The 15,723-nt window shown below is 71.9% G+C and carries 13 protein-coding genes; 6 read left to right on the top strand and 7 right to left on the bottom strand.

Features of this window, described 5'->3' with window-relative positions; all coding sequences use genetic code 11:
- Nucleotides 1-53 precede the first annotated feature (53 nt).
- A complete protein-coding gene (locus IAI59_RS23305) occupies nucleotides 54-2,189 on the top strand; it encodes a glycosyltransferase (protein WP_207419088.1) in 2,136 nt (711 codons plus the stop codon).
- 231 nt (nucleotides 2,190-2,420) lie between these two features.
- On the opposite strand, the gene nth is transcribed toward IAI59_RS23305, so the two are convergent.
- On the bottom strand, nucleotides 2,421-3,068 hold the full coding sequence (gene nth / locus IAI59_RS05020) for an endonuclease III (protein WP_207419198.1): 648 nt from the start codon (nucleotides 3,066-3,068) through the stop codon (nucleotides 2,421-2,423).
- A 267-nt stretch (nucleotides 3,069-3,335) separates the two neighbouring features.
- Between nth and IAI59_RS05015 the strand changes: the two genes are divergently transcribed.
- Nucleotides 3,336-3,830, top strand: a complete 495-nt coding sequence (locus IAI59_RS05015) for a DUF2244 domain-containing protein (RefSeq protein WP_207419089.1) — start codon at nucleotides 3,336-3,338, stop codon at nucleotides 3,828-3,830.
- A 16-nt stretch (nucleotides 3,831-3,846) separates the two neighbouring features.
- Here IAI59_RS05015 and IAI59_RS05010 read toward each other — a convergent pair whose 3' ends face one another.
- Genes IAI59_RS05010 through IAI59_RS04995 form a run of 4 tightly spaced genes read right to left on the bottom strand, consistent with a single transcriptional unit; the run spans nucleotide 3,847 to nucleotide 6,488 of the window.
- A complete protein-coding gene (locus IAI59_RS05010) occupies nucleotides 3,847-4,344 on the bottom strand; it encodes a DUF4269 domain-containing protein (protein ID WP_272874671.1) in 498 nt (165 codons plus the stop codon).
- A gap of 26 nt (nucleotides 4,345-4,370) precedes the next feature.
- Entirely contained in the window at nucleotides 4,371-5,045 is a 675-nt protein-coding gene (locus IAI59_RS05005) for an amino acid ABC transporter permease (protein ID WP_207419090.1), read from the bottom strand.
- 5 nt (nucleotides 5,046-5,050) lie between these two features.
- On the bottom strand, nucleotides 5,051-5,731 hold the full coding sequence (locus IAI59_RS05000; RefSeq protein ID WP_207419091.1) for an amino acid ABC transporter permease: 681 nt from the start codon (nucleotides 5,729-5,731) through the stop codon (nucleotides 5,051-5,053).
- A gap of 1 nt (nucleotide 5,732) precedes the next feature.
- A complete protein-coding gene (locus tag IAI59_RS04995; protein WP_207419092.1) occupies nucleotides 5,733-6,488 on the bottom strand; it encodes an amino acid ABC transporter ATP-binding protein in 756 nt (251 codons plus the stop codon).
- Between the two features lie 415 nt (nucleotides 6,489-6,903).
- Between IAI59_RS04995 and pepN the strand changes: the two genes are divergently transcribed.
- A complete protein-coding gene (pepN, locus tag IAI59_RS04990) occupies nucleotides 6,904-9,555 on the top strand; it encodes an aminopeptidase N (protein ID WP_207419093.1) in 2,652 nt (883 codons plus the stop codon).
- Nucleotides 9,556-9,871: 316 nt separating this feature from the next.
- Here pepN and IAI59_RS04985 read toward each other — a convergent pair whose 3' ends face one another.
- The gene (locus IAI59_RS04985) at nucleotides 9,872-11,254 is read right to left on the bottom strand and encodes an ammonium transporter (RefSeq protein WP_408887625.1); all 1,383 of its coding nucleotides are present in this window, start codon (nucleotides 11,252-11,254) and stop codon (nucleotides 9,872-9,874) included.
- Nucleotides 11,255-11,283: 29 nt separating this feature from the next.
- Entirely contained in the window at nucleotides 11,284-11,622 is a 339-nt protein-coding gene (locus tag IAI59_RS04980) for a P-II family nitrogen regulator (protein ID WP_207419095.1), read from the bottom strand.
- A 196-nt stretch (nucleotides 11,623-11,818) separates the two neighbouring features.
- Between IAI59_RS04980 and IAI59_RS04975 the strand changes: the two genes are divergently transcribed.
- The 3 genes from IAI59_RS04975 (at nucleotide 11,819) to ihfB (ending at nucleotide 15,723) form a co-directional block, all read left to right on the top strand.
- Entirely contained in the window at nucleotides 11,819-13,129 is a 1,311-nt protein-coding gene (locus IAI59_RS04975; RefSeq protein ID WP_207419096.1) for a UbiH/UbiF/VisC/COQ6 family ubiquinone biosynthesis hydroxylase, read from the top strand.
- Between the two features lie 303 nt (nucleotides 13,130-13,432).
- Nucleotides 13,433-15,154: a 30S ribosomal protein S1 gene (gene rpsA, locus IAI59_RS04970; protein ID WP_207419097.1), complete on the top strand. Its 1,722-nt coding sequence runs from the start codon at nucleotides 13,433-13,435 to the stop codon at nucleotides 15,152-15,154.
- A 236-nt stretch (nucleotides 15,155-15,390) separates the two neighbouring features.
- A complete protein-coding gene (ihfB, locus tag IAI59_RS04965; protein ID WP_207419098.1) occupies nucleotides 15,391-15,723 on the top strand; it encodes an integration host factor subunit beta in 333 nt (110 codons plus the stop codon).

The following is a 15,723-nucleotide window of genomic DNA, read 5'->3' as shown; positions in this document are numbered from 1 at the left end:
AAAACGCGGCGCACCCCTAGGCAGGCCGCCCGGCCCGTGCCGAACTTTCCCGCATGAGTGCCGAGCTCGCGGCCCTGCGCCAGCAGGCCGACACGCTGCGCCACGCCGGCGAATGGCCCGCCGCCGCCGCCGCCTATGCCGCCGTGCTGCAGCTGGCGCCCGACGATTCGGGCGCGCTGCTGCAGCGTGCCCGATGCCTGCAGGCCGCCGGCCAAGCCGCCCCCGCCCTGCCGCTGCTGCGCGAGGCTGCGGCGCTGCGCCCGCGCGACGCCGCCGCCCGGCGCCGCCTGGCCGCGGCGGCCGACGCGCTGGGCCGCCATGCCGAGGCCGAGGCGGCGCTGGCCGCCGCCGTATCCCTGGACCCCGGGCAGGACGACACCTGGGCCGAATGGCTGGACGCCCTGCCGCGCGCCGCGCCGCCGCCCGCCGCCCTGGGCGTGGTGCTCGACCTCACCGACCTCGCGGCCTGGATCCGCCGTGGCCGCCGCGTGCCCTCCGGCATCCAGCGGGTGCAGTTGGACGTGGCGCAGGCCGCGCTGCAAGGCCCCGTGCCGCCGGTGCTCTGCGCCATGCCGGCCGCCGGCGGCGGCTGGCGGCGCTGGCCGGCGGCGCTGTTCCACCGCATCGACCACCTGATGCGGCTGGACGCCGACCCGCTGGACCCCGCCTGGCGGAACGCCGCCGCCCTGCTGGACGACCTGCTGCAGGAAGCGCCGATGAGCTTCGCGCCCGGCGCTGTGCTGTGCTCGCTGGGCGGCAGCTGGTCGCAGCCCGACCACCTGCTGTGCCTGCGCGTGGCGCGCGAAGGCACGGGGCTGCGCCATGTCGCCCTGCTGCACGACTGCGCGCCGCTGGCGGTGCCGGAGCACTGCGCCCCCGCCACGGTGTCCGCCTATGCCCGCTGGTTCGCCAACCTGGCCCTGCACGCGGACGCGGTGCTGCTCAACTCGCGTTTCACGCGCGACGAGCTGCGCCGCCGGCATGCCGCGCTGCTGCCCGGACTGCCGCTGCCGGACCATGCGGTGCTGGGCCTCGACGCCACCCCCCGCCCCCCGCCGCCGGAGGCGCCGCCCGCCGTGTTGCCCCGCGCGCTGCGCGGCGGCCGCCCCTTTGTGCTGTTTGTCGCCACCATCGAGGCGCGCAAGAACCACCTGATGGTGTTCCAGGCCTGGCTGGCCCTGCTGCGCCGCTTGCCGCCAGGACAGGTGCCGGACCTGGTCTGCGTCGGCCGCCCCGGCTGGCTGGCCGAGCCCGCGCTGGAACTGCTGCGCACGGCGCCCCCCCTGCACGGCCGGGTGCACCTGCTGCACGGCGTGGCCGACCCGCTGCTGGCGGCGCTGCGGCGCGACTGCCTGTTCACCCTGTACAACAGCCACCAGGAGGGCTGGGGCCTGCCGGTGACGGAAAGCCTGGCCGCCGGCCGCCCGGTGCTGGCGCCCGGGCATTCCGCCCTGCTGGAAGCCGGCGAGCACGGCGCCACCTTCTTCGAGCCCGGCTCCGAGCCCGCGCTGGTGGAGGCCGTGGCGGCCATGGTCACCGACCCGGCGGCACGGGCCAGGGCCGAGGCCGGGATCGCCGCCGCGCCGCCGCGCCGCGACTGGGCGGCGGTGGCCGCCGAGCTGCTGCACCAGGCCGCCCGCCTGGCCGCCGCCGCCCCGCCCCGCCCGCCGCTGCCGCTGGTCCCCGGCGCCGTGGTGCCGGTGCGCCGCACCGGCCACCCCCGCCCGCTGCCCGCCATGGCGGTGGCCGAGGCCGTGCGCGCCGGCCCGCTATGGCACCCGATGGACACCGATGCCGCCTGGACCCGCCCCGGTGCGGCCCGGCTCAGCCTGCCCCTGCCCCCCGCCCTGCACGGCCCGCTGCGCCTGGAGCTTCTGCTGCAGGCACCGCCGCGCGACCAGGTGGTGGGCCTGCGCCTGCAGCGCGGCGCGATTCCCGGCCTTGATGCCCCGGTGACCGAGGTGGTGCTGCCCGCCGGCGCCACCCAGCTGGTCGGGCTGGACGTGCCGGCCGGCACAGGCGCGGTGGAGGTGGTGCTGGACAGCGCCACCGCCGCCACCCTGCCGGACGGCCGCCGCGTCGGGCTGGCGCTGCGGACGCTGTCGGTCGCACGCGCGGATTCGGTGGAGGACCGGCTGGCGGTGCGGGAAGCGCGGGCCTTTCGGCTGGTGGCGTCGCTGGAAGCCTGACCAGGCTGGGCGTGCCAGACCTGCAGGGCAGAAAGGTCGGGGGAATGAATTCCCCCGAACCCCCATCTTTTTCTGTTCCACTTCGGGTTCTGCGGGTGGGAGCGGTGCGCCCTGGCTGCCTCCGGCGGATCACTGTGGCGCCAGGGAACGACACTTTCCGGCGTGATAAAGCGTCAGAAAAAAGATGGGGTCCGGGGAATTCCTTCCCCGGCCTTCCCGCTACGCCGCCGCTTAGCGAAGCGGCGCTACCCGCACCTTGTCCGTGTAGTTGCACAGCGCGATCGCCGGGCAGCGCCAGCATTCCGGCATCCGTGCCTTGCAGATGTAGCGCCCGTGCAGGATCAGCCAGTGGTGCGCGTCGCGCAGCAGCTCGGGCGGGCAGCGCTTCACCAGCCCGTCTTCCACCGCGCGGGGCGTCTTGCCCGGGGCCAGCCCGGTGCGGTTGCCCAGGCGGAAGATGTGCGTGTCCACCGCCATGGTGTCCTCGCCGAAGGCCACGTTCAGCACCACGTTGGCGGTTTTGCGGCCGACGCCGGGCAGCGCTTCCAGCGCCGCGCGGTCATGCGGCACCTCGCCGCCGTGGCGCTCGATCAACTGGCGGGACAGGGCGATGACGTTCTTGGCCTTGCCCTTCCATAGCCCGACGCTGCGGATGTGGCGGCCGACCCCCTCCTCGCCCAGCGCCACCATCGCCTGTGGCGTCGCGGCCTCCTGGTACAGGGTGGTGGTGGCCTTGTTGACCGACACGTCCGTGGCCTGGGCGGACAAGGCCACGGCCACCAGCAGGGTGTAGGGCGTGGTGAAGGTCAGTTCGGTCTGCGGCGCCGGGTTGGTGGCGGCGATGGCGCGGATGAAGTCGCCGGCCTGCTTGGCATTCATCAGCCGGGCGCGGCGCGGCGCCTCGGCCGAGCCATGCAGCGGCTTGGCGGCGCGGCGGGGGCGGGGCGGCGGCGGATCGCCCGCCGGCGCGGCGGCGCGGCGGCGGGCGGCCCGCAGCGGGGTGGCGGGGGGCGGCACGGAGTCAGGCGGTTCGGCCAGGGGATGATGGGGCGGGGTCTTGGGGACTCGGGTCATGGTCACGCGCTCGCGTCGTGCAGGGGGGCGGCGGGCAGCCTATGCTGGCGGCCCATGCCGGCAAACCCCGCCTTGCCCCCGCCGTTGCCCGAGCCCGTGCTGTTCGAGGCCGTCAGCACGCCGGCCCACAGCTTCCACCGCGGGCTGTTCGCGCTGCTGGCGGGCATCACGCTGGTCTGGACGGTGGCGGGGGGCGCCGCCTTCATCTGGCTGGGGGCCTGGCCGGTGTTCGGCTTTCTGGGCGCCGAGTCGATGCTGGCGCTGGCACTGGTCACGCTGCACCACCGCTGGGCACACCGGGCGCGGGAGGTGGTGCGGCTGACGGACGGCGTGGTGACGGTGCGCCGCACCGACCACCGTGGCCGGCGCAGCGAAGCCAGCATGCAGGCCTACTGGGCCAATGTGGAGCTGACGGAGCGCGACGGGCTGGCGCTGGTGCGGCGCGGCCAGCGCATCCCGCTCGGCGTGTATCTGTCTGAAAGCGAGAAGGCGGAGCTGGCGGCGGCGCTGGAACAGGCGCTGGCGGCCTATCGCCGGCCGGACTTCGACAATCCGCAGCTGCGCTGAGCGGCTCGGGCGGCCATCAGAAGCCCTGGTGGCGGAGCAGCGCGGCCAGCGCGGCATCGGGCTGCCCTTCCAGCTCCAGCATGGCTTGAAAAGGATCGCCCCGCCGCGCCAGCACGGCGGCAAAGGCCGGCTCGGTCTTGGCCCCCCGGTGTCGCTGCCGCATCACGGCCTCGCGCAGGCCATCGCCACCAAGGGCCAGCAGGCGGCGCTCCACCAGGAAGTGCCGCCAGCCGTGCTGGAGCTGCACGGGCCGGGCCTGGCCGAAGATCTCGAAGCACCAGCCTGCCGCCTCGAACCCCGCGACCACCGGGCGGTCCGCGCCGGTCCACTGGTGCATGCGGAAGTTCCTGTGCCCGGCGCAGGTGTCCCACACGGCGCGGGCGAAGGCCACGGGGTCCGGCGCGCAGCACAGCAGGTCGATGTCGCTGGACGGCAGGTCGAGCCCGAGCGGCGGGGTGCCCGCGACATGTGGGTCGAACGCGGCCAGCCGGTCCAGCAGGCCCGTCCTGGCCAGCGCATCGGCGCAGGACAGGCGGGCGCTCAGTGCCGCCCCGCCATCGCCTTGTTTTCCAGCCGCGACATCAGCCGCACCAGCGGCCAGAGCAGCAGGAAATAGGCCACCGCCGCCGCCACGATGGGGGACGCGTTGTAGGTGACGTTCTGCGCCTGCCGCGCCTGGAATAGCAGCTCCGGCAGCGCCACGACGCTGGCGATGGAGGTGAGCTTGACCACCTCCACCGTGTTGCTGATCAGGTCCGGCATAACGTTGCGCACCGCCTGCGGCAGCACGACGTGGGCCAGCGTGCGCGCCGCGCCGAGGCCGGTGGAGCGCGCCGCCTCGGTTTGCCCGCGCGGCACGCTGTCGATGCCGGCGCGCAGCACCTCGCCGTAATAGGCGCCGGTGTTGAGAAAGAAGCCGATCGCCACCGCCCCCCAGGCGCCGACGTCGAGCCCCGCGAAGGGCAGGCCGGCGTAGAGGAACACCAGCAGCACCAGCGGCGGGATGGCGCGGAACAGGTCCACCCAGGCCGCGGCGGCGAGCCGCACCCAGCGCAACGGCGCCGTGGACAGCAGCGCCAGAACCACGCCGCCGACGATGCCCAGCGGCACCACCATCACCGCCAGCAGCAGCGTCTGCCACAGCCCCTGCCACAGGATGGGCGAGGCCTCGCGCACGATGTCGAGGTTGAGAAAGGCTTGGATGAAGTCGTCCATGGCGCTCACCGCTTCCAGGCGAACCGCCGCTCGACCCAGCGGCCGAAGGCGACGACGGGAATGAACAGGATCAGGTAGGCGATGGCGCCGAGCATCAGCGGCGAGGGATTGGCCGAGAAGCTCATGGCGCTTTGCGAGGCGCCCAGGATCTCCGACACCCCCACCACGGAGCCCAGCGCGGTGCCCTTGGTGATGGCGATGGTGCGGTTGGTCAGCGGCGGGATGGTGATGCGCAGCGCCTGGGGCAGCACCACGTGCCGCAGCGTCTGCGTGAAGGACAAGCCGGTGGAGCGCGAGGCCTCCCACTGCCCCTTCTGCACGGAAGTCAGCCCCGCCCAGAAGATTTCTTCCGCGAAGGCCATCAGCACCAGGCTGAGCGACAGCCAGGTGGCCGCGAAGCCCGACATGCCGAGCCCCGCCGCCGGCAGCCCGAAGAACAGCAGCACGATGATGACCAGCGGCGGCAGCGCGCGGAACAGGTCCACCACGAAGATGATCAGCCAGTTCAGCGGCCGGATGCCGAAGGAGCGGACCAAGGCCAGCGCCAGCCCCAGCGCCAGCCCGGTCACCACCACCAGCAGCGCCAGCACCACGGTCAGGCCGAACCCCTGCGCGATCAGCGGCAGGTATTGCGCCATCACCTTCGCATTGAGGAAGGAGAAGGCGAAGCTCTCGAACCCCCCCATCCTAGTGACGATCGATCTGGCCGATGAAGGCGCGGGTGCGCGCGTGCTGCGGCGACTCGAACACCGCGGCCGGCGGGCCTTCCTCCAGCTTCTCGCCATCCGCCATGAAGATGACGCGGTCGGCGGCGGCCTTGGCGAAGGCCATCTCGTGGCTCACCACCACCATGGTCATGCCGCTTTGGCGCAGCTCGCGCATCACGCTCAGCACGCCGCCCACCAGCTCGGGGTCCAGCGCGCTGGTCGGCTCGTCGAACAGCATCACGCGCGGCTCCAGCGCGATGGCCCGCGCGATGGCGACGCGCTGCTGCTGGCCGCCCGAAAGCTGCGCGGGAAAATGGTCCATCCGCTCCGCCAGCCCGACGCGGTCCAGCGCGCGGCGCGCGGCCTCGTCCGCCTGGTCGCGCCCCTGCCCCAGCACCTTGCGCAGCGCCAGCGTGACGTTCTGCCGCGCCGTCATGTGCGGGTACAGGTTGAAGGACTGGAACACCATGCCGATCCGCTGGCGCGCCTTGTTGATGTCCGTCTTCGGGCTCAGCAGGTCGATGCCGTCGATGCGGATGGCGCCGTCATCCGGGGTTTCCAGCCGGTTCAGACAGCGCAGCAGCGTCGACTTGCCGGAGCCGGACGGGCCGATGATGAAGACGAGCTGTTTTTCCGCCACCTCCAGGTCCACGCCCTTCAGCACGGTCAGCGCGCCGAAGCGCTTCCACAGCCCATGGGCGGCGACGATGGGGGGGTGGGGACGGGCCTCAGTCATGCAACGGATATCCTGGCGGTGGCGGTGCGCGGGCGATGCTGCGCGCCAGTGACCACGCAAGCGGCGTGCCGTAAAGCCGGGGGGCCCGACGGTGGCCCTTGAGAGGGGCGCTGCCCCTCTCAAACTCTCCCCGCCAGGGGATTAGATCCCCTGGACCCTCCTGTGTTTGGCACTGCCGGTGACGGTGGCACCAATTTCGTCTTAATTATATGGTTTCGCGATTGATATTGCTGCCCCAGCAGTTCCGCACCGACAGATGGGGGTGCAGGGGATTCAATACCCTGCCGGGGGAGTTTGAGGGGCAGCGCCCCCTCAAGGGCCACCCGCGCCCCACCCCTGCTGGGCGTGCCGCGACCGGCGGCCCATATTGGCCCCGCAAGCACGCTATCGCCCGACCCTGGCAGGAGCCCGCGCCATGAGCGCCCCCCAAGCAGACCCCGACGCGACCCCCGCGACCATCCACCGCCAGGACTACCGCCCGCCCGCCTATTGGGTGCACAGCGTCGACCTGCATTTCGCCCTGCACCCGACCGAGACAGTGGTGCGCGCCCGGCTCGGCCTGCGCCGCAACGGCGGCCCGGCGCCGCTGGAGCTGGATGGCGAGGCGCTGACGCTGCTGGACGCCAGCATCGACGGCGTGGCGGTGGAGCCCGCGCGGCTGCAGCACCTGCCCGGCGGCGGGCTGCGCATCGACGACCTGCCGGCGGAGTGCGTGCTGGAAACGCGCGTGCGCATCTCGCCCGAGGCCAACACGGAACTCTCGGGCCTGTATCTTTCGGGCGGCAACTACTTCACGCAGTGCGAGGCCGAGGGCTTCCGCCGCATCACCTACTTCCCGGACCGGCCGGACGTGATGTCCCGCTACACCGTGACGATCGAGGCCGACCGCGCCAGTTGCCCCGTGCTGCTGTCCAACGGCAATCCGGCGGGCCATGGCGAGCTGCCCGGCGGCCGTCATTGGGCGAAGTGGGAGGACCCGCACCCCAAGCCCTCCTATCTGTTCGCGCTGGTGGCCGGCGACCTGGTGGCGGTGCGCGACCGCTTCACCACGCAATCCGGCCGGGAGGTAGCGCTGGCGATCTACGTGCGGGACGGCGACCAGGACGCCTGCGGCCACGCCATGGACAGCCTGAAGGCCTCCATGCGCTGGGACGAGGAGGAGTACGGGCTGGAATACGACCTGGACGTCTTCAACATCGCCGCCGTGTCCGACTTCAACATGGGGGCGATGGAGAACAAGGGGCTCAACGTCTTCAACACCAAGTACATCCTGGCGCGGCCCGAGACGGCGACGGATGGCGACTATGAGGGCATCGAGACGGTCGTCGCGCATGAGTACTTCCACAACTGGACCGGCAACCGCGTCACCTGCCGCGACTGGTTCCAGCTGTCGCTGAAGGAAGGGCTGACGGTGTTCCGCGACCAGCACTTCTCGGAAGCCATGGGCAGTGCCGCGGTCAAGCGGCTGGCCAATGTCCGCCGCCTGCGGGCCGCGCAGTTTCCGGAGGACGCGGGGCCGATGGCGCACCCGGTGCGCCCGGATTCCTATGTCGAGATCAACAACTTCTACACCGCCACCGTCTACCAGAAGGGTTCGGAGGTGGTGCGGATGATGCGTGCGCTGATCGGGCCGGAAGCCTTCCGCCGCGGCATGGACCTCTACATCCAGCGGCACGACAACCAGGCCGTGACGATCGAGGATTTCGTGGCCGCCATGCAGGACGCCTCGGGCACCGATCTTTCCCGCTTCGCCCGCTGGTATGCCCAGGCCGGCACGCCGGAACTGCACGTCACCGAGGATTTCGATGCGGCCAGCGGCCGCTACACCCTCAGCCTGGCGCAGCGCACGCCCCCCACCCCCGGCCAGCCGCACAAGCAGCCGGTGCCGATCCCCGTCGCCATGGGCCTGCTGGGCGCCGGCGGCGGGGCCCTGCCGCTGCGCCTGCGCGGCGAGAACGCGGCCGATGCCCCGGCGGAGCGCGTGCTGCTGCTGGAGGAGGCGCGGCAGGACTTCGTGTTCGAGGGCCTGCCCGAACGCCCCACCCCCTCGCTGTTGCGCGGCTTCTCCGCCCCCGTGAAGCTGTCGGGCCTGGGGCAGGACAGCCTCGGCCTGCTGGCGGCGCATGACAGCGACCCCTTTGTCGCCTGGGAATCCGGCCAGCAATACGCCACCGCCGCCATGCTGCGCATGGTCGCGCAGGGCGGCGAGCCGGTGCTGGGCGAGGGTCTGGCCGCCATCGCCGCCGCGGCGCTGGACCGCGCCGACAGCGACCCCGCCTTCGCGGCCGAGGCCTTCGCGCTGCCGTCCGAATCCTTCGTGGCCGACCAGATGCCGGTGGCGGACCCCGAGGCGATCCACGCCGTGCGCCAGTCGCTGCGCCGGCAGCTCGGCATTCGCTTTGCCCCCCGGCTGGCGGAGCTGCACGACCGGCTGGCCGACCCCGGCCCCTACCGCATCGACGGCCCTTCCATCGGCCGCCGGGCACTGCGCAACGCCGCCCTGTCCGTGCTCAGCATGGCGCCCGGCGGCGACGGGCTGCGCCGCGCCCGCGCGCAATACGCCGCCGGCGGCAACATGACCGACGTGCTGGCCGCGCTGCGCGTGCTGGTCGATTCCGACGACCCCGCCCGCCTGGACGCCCTGGCCGACTTCCACGCCCGCTGGCGGCATGACCCGCTGGTGCTGGACAAGTGGTTCACCCTGCAAGCCACCAGCAGCCGCCCGGATACGCTGGCCACCGTGCAGGTCCTGGCGCTGCACCCGGACTTCGACATCCGCAACCCCAACCGCGTCCGGGCCCTGGTCGGCGCCTTCGCCGCCGGCAACCCGGCGCAGTTCCATGCCGCCTCCGGCGAGGGATACCGCTTTCTGGCCGAGATGGTGATCGCGCTGGACCCGGTGAACGCCCAGGTGGCGGCACGCGTGGTCTCGCCGCTGACCGACTGGAAGCGCCAGGCGGAGCCGCGGGCGGCGATCATGCGGGCGGAGCTGGAGCGCATCCTGGCCCGGCCGGGACTGAGCAAGGGAACGTTCGAGAAGGTGTCGAAGGGTTTGGCGCTGCACTGAGGGGGCGGGCCAGGGGGCGCCGCCCCCTGGACCCCCGCTGGGGGGACAGTGTCCCCCCAGGCCCCGCCATCTGTTTTCAGCGCCCCGAGGGTCGATGACCCTCGGGGACTGAAGATTCAGCGCCGGCGATTTTTTTATAAAAAGATGTCCTGCGTTCCGCTTCGGCCTCATGGCCCTGGAATGCTTCCTGCCGCAGGGGTCTGGGGAGGCTCAGCCTCCCCAGCGGGGTCCAGGGGCGGCGCCCCTGGCCCGCCCCCAACCAAAAAGGGCGCCGGGAAACCCCCGGCGCCCTCTCACCCCGCAGCGGATCAGGCGATCAGCCCAGGCGTTCGCCGTGCAGCGAAACGTCGAGGCCCTCGCGCTCCTCTTCCTCGGTCACCCGCAGGCCGATGATCACGTCCACGATCTTGAGCAGGATGAAGGTGCCAATCGCCGTGAAGGCCATGGTGGCGATCACCGCGTAGACCTGCAGCAGGAACTGGTCGAAGCCGCCGCCGACGCCGCCCGGCAGGGCCGGGGTGGCGGACAGCGGGCCGTAGGCGAAGACGCCGGTCAGCAGCGCGCCGACGATGCCGCAGATGCCGTGCACGCCAAAGGCGTCCAGGCTGTCGTCGTAGTTGCACCAGTGCTTCAGCGCGGTGGCGCCCCAGAAGCCCGCGAGCCCGGCGGCGAGGCCGATCAGCAGGGCCGGCAGCGGCAGCACGAAGCCAGCCGCCGGGGTGATGGCGACGAGGCCCGCCACGGCGCCCGAGATGGCGCCGAGGACCGAGGGCTTGCCCTTGGTGATCCATTCGATCAGCACCCAGGCCAGCACGGCGCCGCCGGCGGCGATCTGCGTCACCAGCATGGCCATGCCCGCGCGGCCGCCGGCGGCGCCGGCGGAGCCCGCGTTGAAGCCGAACCAGCCCACCCACAGCAGGCTGGCGCCGATCACGGCGAGCGACAGGTTGAAGGGCGACATGTTTTCCGTGCCGTAGCCGACGCGCTTGCCGAGCACGAGCGCGCCCACCAGCCCGGCGATGCCGGCGTTGATGTGCACCACCGTGCCGCCCGCGAAGTCCAGCGCGCCGAGCGCGAAGATCCAGCCGTTCGGGTGCCAGACCCAATGGGCGATCGGCGCGTAGATCAGCAGCGACCACAGCACCGCGAAGACCGCCAGGGCCGAGAACTTGATGCGGTCCGCCCAGGCGCCGACGGCCAGCGCGGGGGTGATGATGAAGAACGTCATCTGGAACATGACGAACACGGATTCGGGAATGGTGAAGGCCACCGCGCCGTCGCCGCTGCCCAGCGTGAAGGGCTGGTCCCAGTTGGCCGCGAGGCCGGACAGGAACATCTTGGACAGGTCGCCGAAATAGGCACCGCCCTCGCCAAAGGCGATGGAATAGCCCGCCACCATCCAGACCAGCGTCAGCAGCCCGGCCAGAAAGAAGGACTGCATCAGGGTGGCGAGGATGTTCTTCTTGCGCACCATGCCGGCATAGAACAGCGCCAGGCCGGGGATGGTCATCATCAGCACCAGCGCGGTGCTGGTCAGCATCCAGGCGGTGTCGCCGGCATTGACGGCGGGGGGGGCGGCCGCGTCCTGCGCAAAGGCGGGGGTGGCCAGCAGCAGGCCGGAAAGAAGGGCGGCGGCGCCGCGCGCCTTCGCCAGGGCCAGACGCATCGGCTTGGATTCCGTTGTGGTGGTGTGGGTCATCGCGGAAGGGGCCGTCACAGGGGGGGCGATCACAGGGCGCTGTCGTCGGTTTCGCCGGTGCGGATGCGCAGGGCGCGCTCCACGTCCAGCACGAAGATCTTGCCGTCGCCGATCTTGCCGGTGCGGGCGGTCGAGGCGATCGCCTCCACCACCGCATCCACCATGTCGGCCGACACGGCGACCTCGATCTTCAGCTTGGGCAGAAAGGACACGTGGTACTCGGCGCCGCGGTAGATCTCGGTCTGACCCTTTTGCCGGCCGAAGCCCTTCACCTCGGTGACCGTCAGCCCCTGCACGCCGAGCGGGGTCAGCGCCTCGCGCACCTCGTCCAGCTTGAACGGCTTGATGACTGCCATGACCAACTTCATGCGCTGCGGTCCCCTTCCCCACGTGGCTCGCCACCGCATATGCGAAGCTCATGCCAAGGGGCGTGGCCCGGCGGCGCCAGCCGGGCTGTTCCCGCTGCATGACGCGCGGCGGGCACCACTGCATAAAAAACAGGCAGCCTGCACCGTCATGGACGAGCCCTCGCACCACGGCGCCGCAGAAGGCAGAATAGGCCCCATGACCCCCACCCCCGCGCCTGCAGAACCCGCCGCTCCCGCCGCCGCCGCCACGGCCGTCCCCATGGCCGTCGATGTCTGCGTGGTCGGCGCGGGTCCGGTGGGCGCCACGCTGGCCACGGTGCTGGCCACCGCCGGCATCCGCGTGGCGGTGGTAGATTCGGCCCCCCTGCCGCCCATGGAGCTGCCGGAATTCGACGGCCGCGCCTATGCCATCGCCGCCACCAGCCGCAACCTGTTGGACGCCGCCGGCGTGTGGGACGCCCTGCCCCAGCCCGCCGGCCCGATCCGCCGCATCCAGGTGCGCGACGGCCGCCCCGGCGAGCCCGCCAGCCCGCTTGGCCTGGACTTCGACGCGGCTGAGACCGGCGGCACCCCTTTCGGCTGGATGGTGGAAGCACGCTGCCTGCGCGTGGCGCTGAATGCCCGCATGGCGGCCCTGGCGCCGCTCAGCCTGCATGCGCCGGCCCAGGCCGAGGTGACGCACGACGAGACGGGCGCCACGGTGCGCCTGTCCACCGGCGCGGTGCTGCGCGCCCGCCTGGTGGTGGGCGCGGAAGGGCGCAACAGCCCGCTGCGGCGCGCCGCCGGCATCGGCGCCACGCGGCTGGACTACCACCAGCTCGGGCTGGTGGGCGCCATCGCGCATGAGTTGCCGCATGACGGCGTGGCGCTGGAGCAGTTCCTGCCGCACGGCCCCTTCGCCCAGCTGCCCATGGCCGGCAGCGCGGCGCACCCCAACGTGTCCGCCATTGTCTGGTCCGAGCGCGCGGACCTCGCGCGGCAGTTCCTGGTGCTGGACGATGCCGCCTATGGCCGCGAGATCGAGCGCCGCATGGGCGGCACGCTGGGCCGCGTCACGCCCATCGGCCGCCGCTGGTCCTACCCGCTCGCCGCCATGCACGCCGCCCGCTACACCGCGCCCCGCCTGGCGCTGGTGGGGGACGCCGCGCACGGCATCCACCCCATTGCCGGCCAGGGGCTGAACCTCGGCTTCCGCGACGTGGCGGCGCTGGCCGAGCTGGTGATCGAGGCGGTGGCGGCCGGCCAGGACCCCGGCGGCGCCGGCCTGCTGGCCCGCTACCAGGCGGCGCGCCGGCCGGACGCCCTGGTGATGCTGGGCGCCACCCATGCGCTGGAGCGGCTGTTCGGCAACGACTTCGCGCCGGTCCGCGCCGCGCGGCGCTTCGGGCTGGCGGCGGTGCAGCGCATGCCGCGGCTGAAGCAGTTCTTTGCGCGGCGGGCGATGGGCTTCGGGTCGGCGACGGCGGGGCTGCTGGAAGGGCGCGGCGTGGCGGCGGTCGGGGAATGAGGGTGGGGCCGGTGGCGCCCGCCGAATCCGCTTGACGAAAAGCCTCCAGATAGCCTAGGCCAAATTCCAAACCGTGCTGCCGTGCTGGCAGTGGGGTTGTCCGGCGTTCAGGCCTTGCGGGAAACCGGGGCCGCTGCCGGGCCGGCCGGGCGGGCCGACATGCCGCTTAGCTCAACCGGGCTTTCGATGTGCCGCGATGGCGGCGCCGGGCCATGTCGTGTCCGCCACCGGGTTGTCCGGTGGTCCGGGGGCGCAAGAACCGGCCTGGGTGTTGCCCGGGCCACCGCAGGATATTTCCGTTACATGGCCAATGCCAACAGCTTCGCCACGGCAACTGCCGAGACCGAAGACTTTGCTTCCCTGCTCGATGAGATGCTGGGCGCCGACACCGGCTTTGCCGGCTCGGTCGTCACGGGCCGGGTGATCCGCATCGACGACGACTACGCGGTTGTCGATGTCGGCTTGAAGAGCGAGGGGCGCGTGCCCCTGAAGGAATTCGCACCTCAGGGCCAGACGGCCGAGGTGAAGCCCGGCGACGTGATCGAGCTGTTCGTCGAGCGCTACGAGGACCGGGACGGCGCCATCGTCCTGTCCCGTGAGAAGGCGCGCCGCGAGGAAGCCTGGACCAACCTGGAGAAGTCCTTCACCGCGCAGAGCCGCGTGAACGGCGTGATCTTCGGCCGCGTCAAGGGTGGCTTCACCGTCGACCTCGGCGGCGCCGTGGCCTTCCTGCCCGGCTCCCAGGTCGACATCCGCCCGGTGCGCGACGTCGGCCCCCTGATGGGCAGCCCGCAGCCGTTCCAGATTCTGAAGATGGACCGCGCCCGCGGCAACATCGTGGTGTCGCGCCGCGCCGTGCTGGAAGAGACCCGTGCGGAGCAGCGCTCCGAGCTGATCCAGGGCCTCAAGGAAGGCATGATCCTGGACGGCGTGGTCAAGAACATCACCGACTACGGTGCGTTCGTGGACCTGGGCGGCGTCGATGGTCTGCTGCATGTCACCGACATCGCGTGGCGCCGCATCAACCACCCGAGCGAGGCCCTGACCATCGGTCAGCAGGTCCGCGTGCAGGTGATCCGCTTCAACTCCGAGACGCAGCGCATCTCGCTCGGCATGAAGCAGCTGATGTCCGACCCGTGGGAAGGCGTGGCGATCAAGTACCCGGTGGGTGCGAAGTTCAGCGGCCGCGTGACCAACATCACCGACTACGGCGCCTTTGTGGAGCTGGAGCCGGGCGTCGAGGGTCTGGTCCACGTGTCCGAGATGAGCTGGACCAAGAAGAACGTCCACCCGGGCAAGATCGTCGCCACCTCGCAGGAAGTGGACGTGCTGATCCTGGACGTGGACGAGCCGAAGCGCCGCATCTCGCTCGGCCTGAAGCAGGCCCAGGGCAACCCCTGGGAGCTGTTCCTGGAAAGCCACGGCCCCGGCTCCATCGTCGAGGGCGAGATCCGCAACATCACCGAGTTCGGTTTGTTCGTGGGTCTGGCTCCCGAGATCGACGGCATGGTGCACATGTCCGACCTGTCCTGGGACGTCGCCGGCGAGCAGGCGATGGCCGAGTACCAGAAGGGCCAGGTCGTCAAGGCCAAGGTGCTGGACGTGGACGTCGAGAAGGAGCGCATCTCGCTCGGCATCAAGCAGCTTGAGGCGGACCCCGCCGCCGAGGTGCTGGACCGCGTGCGCAAGAACGACGTCGTCACCTGCATCGTCACCAAGGTCGAGCAGAACGGCATCGAGGTGAAGGTCGACGAGGTGCTGACGGGCTTCATCCGCCGCGCCGAGCTGGCCCGCGACCGTGGCGACCAGCGCCCCGACAAGTTCGCCATCGGCGAGAAGGTCGATGCCAAGGTCGTGGCGATCGACCGCGCCGCCCGCCGCCTGTCCCTGACCATCAAGGGCAAGGAAGTGGAAGAGGAGCGCGAGGCGATGAAGGAGTTCGGCACCACCGACTCCGGCGCCTCGCTGGGCGACATCCTGGGCGCGGCCATCCGCCGCCGCAACTCGATGGTGTCCGAGGACTGATCCTTCCGGCCTGCCGGAAGCTTCGCGACGCGCGCCCCGGGTGGAAGCACCCGGGGCGCGTTTTGCGTTGTGGCACGCGCTCCCGCGCCACGGCTCCCCTTGACCCTGCGCCCCGCCCCCCGCATGGAGGCGCCGGCCCCCGCGCCCGGGGGGGATGGCTTCTGATTGACGGTGCCCGGACCGTTTGGCAGCTTTCCGCGACAGACTTCCCCCGCGTCCCAGGAGAGTGCCGCGCGATGACGAAATCCGAACTGATCGCGCAGCTGGCGACGGCCAACCCGCACCTGCGGCAGCCGGACGTGGAGCTGATCGTCGGCACCATCTTCGACGAGATCAGCGCCGCCCTGGCGCGTGGCGACCGGGTGGAGCTGCGCGGCTTCGGCGCCTTTTCGGCCAAGCAGCGCGACCCGCGCACCGGCCGCAACCCCCGCACCGGCGAGGCGGTCGAGGTGGCCGGCAAGGCGGTGCCCTATTTCAAGCCCGGCAAGGAACTGCGCGAGCGCGTCAACGGCGGGCCGCTGCAGGCCCCCAAGCGCGCCGCCCGCGGCGCCGCGCCGGCTGCGGAGTGA

The sequence above is a fragment of the Roseomonas haemaphysalidis genome (genome assembly GCF_017355405.1).
Classification (GTDB): domain Bacteria; phylum Pseudomonadota; class Alphaproteobacteria; order Acetobacterales; family Acetobacteraceae; genus Pseudoroseomonas; species Pseudoroseomonas haemaphysalidis.
The sequence above is the reverse complement of the archived record's forward strand: the minus strand, read 5'-3'. Positions and strand labels throughout refer to the sequence as shown.

Coding starts and splice junctions, on each gene's coding strand:
- IAI59_RS23305 (WP_207419088.1), top strand. CDS start 54: ATGAGTGCCGAGCTCGCGGCCCTGCGCCAGCAGGCCGACACGCTGCGC.
- nth (WP_207419198.1), bottom strand. CDS start 3,068: ATGAATGCCAAGCAGGCCGGCGACTTCATCCGCGCCATCGCCGCCACC.
- IAI59_RS05005 (WP_207419090.1), bottom strand. CDS start 5,045: ATGGACGACTTCATCCAAGCCTTTCTCAACCTCGACATCGTGCGCGAG.
- IAI59_RS05000 (WP_207419091.1), bottom strand. CDS start 5,731: ATGGGGGGGTTCGAGAGCTTCGCCTTCTCCTTCCTCAATGCGAAGGTG.
- IAI59_RS04995 (WP_207419092.1), bottom strand. CDS start 6,488: ATGACTGAGGCCCGTCCCCACCCCCCCATCGTCGCCGCCCATGGGCTG.
- pepN (WP_207419093.1), top strand. CDS start 6,904: ATGAGCGCCCCCCAAGCAGACCCCGACGCGACCCCCGCGACCATCCAC.
- IAI59_RS04985 (WP_408887625.1), bottom strand. CDS start 11,254: ATGACCCACACCACCACAACGGAATCCAAGCCGATGCGTCTGGCCCTG.
- IAI59_RS04980 (WP_207419095.1), bottom strand. CDS start 11,622: ATGAAGTTGGTCATGGCAGTCATCAAGCCGTTCAAGCTGGACGAGGTG.
- IAI59_RS04975 (WP_207419096.1), top strand. CDS start 11,819: ATGACCCCCACCCCCGCGCCTGCAGAACCCGCCGCTCCCGCCGCCGCC.
- rpsA (WP_207419097.1), top strand. CDS start 13,433: ATGGCCAATGCCAACAGCTTCGCCACGGCAACTGCCGAGACCGAAGAC.
- ihfB (WP_207419098.1), top strand. CDS start 15,391: ATGACGAAATCCGAACTGATCGCGCAGCTGGCGACGGCCAACCCGCAC.